Source organism: uncultured Streptococcus sp., from assembly GCF_915066115.1.
Taxonomy (GTDB): Bacteria; Bacillota; Bacilli; order Lactobacillales; family Streptococcaceae; genus Streptococcus.
The window spans coordinates 1-2,690 of record NZ_CAJZDT010000183.1; the positions used below are offsets into that span (position 1 = coordinate 1).

Sequence of the window (2,690 nt, forward strand, 5' to 3'; positions counted from 1 at the left end):
GAATAAAAAACGTCATGCGACCAAGCATTTCACTGATAAGCCTGTGGATCCAAAAGATGTTCGTACAGCTATCGAAATCGCGACTTTGGCTCCAAGTGCCCACAATAGCCAACCATGGAAGTTTGTGGTGGTTCGTGAGAAAAATGCTGAATTGGCAAAATTGGCTTACGGTTCCAACTTTGAACAGGTATCATCAGCACCTGTGACCATTGCCTTGTTTACCGATACAGACCTTGCTAAACGTGCCCGCAAGATTGCCCGTGTTGGTGGTGCAAAGAATTTTTCAGAAGAGCAACTTCAATATTTTATGAAGAATCTGCCTGCTGAATTTGCACGTTACAATGAGCAACAGATCAGCGACTATCTAGCCCTCAATGCAGGTTTGGTTGCCATGAATTTGGTTCTGGCTCTGACAGACCAGGGAATAGGTTCTAACATTATTCTTGGTTTTGACAAATCAAAAGCCAACGAAGTTTTGGATATCGAAGATCGATTCCGCCCAGAGCTCTTGATTACGGTAGGTTACACAGACGAAAAATTGGAACCAAGCTACCGCTTGCCAGTAGATGAAATCATCGAGAAAAGATAGAAAGAAGAAAAAAATGACAACAATTGATTTTACAGCAGAAGTAGAAAAACGCAAAGAAGACCTCTTGGCTGACTTGTTTAGCCTTTTGGAAATCAACTCAGAACGTGACGATAGCAAGGTTGATGCCCAGCATCCATTTGGACCTGGGCCAGTAAAAGCCTTGGAAAAATTCCTTGAAATCGCAGACCGTGATGGCTACCCAACTAAAAATGTTGACAACTATGCAGGACATTTTGAGTTTGGTGAAGGAGAAGAAGTTCTCGGTATCTTTGCCCACATGGACGTGGTTCCAGCTGGTAGCGGTTGGGACACAGACCCTTACACACCAACTATCAAAGACGGTCGCCTTTATGCGCGTGGGGCTTCAGATGACAAGGGACCTACAACAGCTTGTTACTATGGTTTGAAAATCATCAAAGAATTGGGACTTCCAACTTCTAAGAAAGTTCGTTTCATCGTTGGAACAGATGAAGAATCAGGTTGGGCAGACATGGACTACTATTTCGAGCACGTAGGACTTGCAAAACCAGACTTTGGTTTCTCTCCAGACGCTGAATTCCCTATCATCAATGGTGAAAAAGGGAACATCACTGAATACCTCCATTTTGCAGGTGAAAATGCAGGTGCTGCTCGTCTTCACAGCTTCACAGGTGGATTGCGTGAAAACATGGTACCTGAATCAGCAACAGCAGTTGTTTCAGGCGACCTGGCTGACTTGCAAGCTAAACTAGATGCTTTTGTTGCAGAACACAAACTCAGAGGAGAAATTCAAGAAGAAGCTGGTCGATACAAGGTGACAATCATTGGTAAATCAGCCCACGGTGCTATGCCTGCTTCAGGTGTCAATGGTGCAACTTACCTAGCCCTCTTCCTCAGCCAGTTTGACTTTGCTGGTCCAGCCAAAGCCTACCTTGACATCGCTGGTAAAATTCTCTTGAACGACCATGAGGGTGAAAATCTCAAGATTGCTCATGTGGATGAAAAGATGGGTGCTCTTTCTATGAATGCCGGCGTCTTCCGCTTCGATGAAACAAGTGCTGACAATACCATTGCCCTTAACATCCGCTATCCAAAAGGAACAAGTCCAGAACAAATCAAGTCAATCCTTGAAAACTTGCCAGTTGCTTCTGTTAGCCTTTCTGAGCACGGTCACACCCCTCACTATGTGCCAATGGAAGATCCACTTGTTCAAACCTTGTTGAATGTCTATGAAAAACAAACTGGACTTAAAGGTCACGAGCAAGTTATCGGTGGTGGAACCTTTGGTCGCTTGCTCGAACGCGGAGTTGCCTACGGTGCCATGTTCCCAGACTCAATTGACACCATGCACCAAGCCAATGAATTTATCGCCTTGGACGATCTCTTCCGAGCAGCAGCAATCTATGCCGAAGCTATTTACGAATTGATCAAATAAAACGATAGAAGTCTGAGATGGTATGCTTAGACTTCTTTTTGGAGGGAAAGTAGATGTCTCAAATCGAAAGAATCAAGCAGGCTATCATGGCGGATCCGCAGAATGTCAGCTATACAGAGCGTGGCATTGAGCCTCTCTTTGCAGCGCCAAAAACTGCTCGCATCAATATCATCGGTCAGGCACCGGGACTTAAAACCCAAGAGGCAGGCCTTTATTGGAAGGACAAAAGTGGTGATCGCTTGCGAGAGTGGCTAGGTGTGGATGAGGACACCTTTTACAACTCAGGTTATTTCGCAGTTCTGCCAATGGATTTCTACTTTCCAGGACATGGTAAGTCGGGTGACCTGCCACCGAGAACTGGTTTTGCAGAAAAATGGCATCCGCAGCTCTTGCAAGAATTACCAGATATTCAGTTAACCCTCTTGATTGGCCAGTATGCCCAGGCCTACTATTTACAAGAGAAAATCAGTGGCAAGGTGACGGAACGGGTAAAACATTACCAGAACTATCTGCCAACCTATTTTCCACTGGTTCACCCCTCACCACGAAATCAAATCTGGATGGCCAAAAATCCTTGGTTTGAGGCAGAAGTAGTGCCAGACTTGAAAAAAAGAATTAAAGCTATTTTATAGTCAATGAAAATCAAAGAGCAAACTAGGAAGCTAGCCGCAGGCTGTACTTGAGTAC

The 2,690-nt window shown here is 44.8% G+C and carries 3 protein-coding genes; all 3 read left to right on the forward strand.

What is annotated here, in order from left to right; translation table 11 throughout:
* Positions 1 to 589, forward strand: a 589-nt coding sequence (locus QZ565_RS09200; RefSeq protein WP_295528561.1) for a nitroreductase family protein, incomplete at its 5' end; no start/stop codon positions are given.
* Positions 590 to 602: 13 nt separating this feature from the next.
* Positions 603 to 2,003 carry a dipeptidase PepV gene (gene pepV / locus QZ565_RS09205; RefSeq protein ID WP_295528564.1) on the forward strand — a complete coding sequence of 467 codons (1,401 nt, stop codon included), beginning with the start codon at positions 603 to 605 and terminating at the stop codon, positions 2,001 to 2,003.
* A gap of 53 nt (positions 2,004 to 2,056) precedes the next feature.
* The gene (locus tag QZ565_RS09210) at positions 2,057 to 2,635 is read left to right on the forward strand and encodes a uracil-DNA glycosylase family protein (protein WP_295528567.1); all 579 of its coding nucleotides are present in this window, start codon (positions 2,057 to 2,059) and stop codon (positions 2,633 to 2,635) included.
* Positions 2,636 to 2,690: the final 55 nt, after the last annotated feature.

Excerpts from the sequence above, each read along its gene's own strand:
- pepV (WP_295528564.1), top strand. The coding sequence starts at position 603 with ATGACAACAATTGATTTTACAGCAGAAGTAGAAAAACGCAAAGAAGAC.
- QZ565_RS09210 (WP_295528567.1), top strand. The coding sequence starts at position 2,057 with ATGTCTCAAATCGAAAGAATCAAGCAGGCTATCATGGCGGATCCGCAG.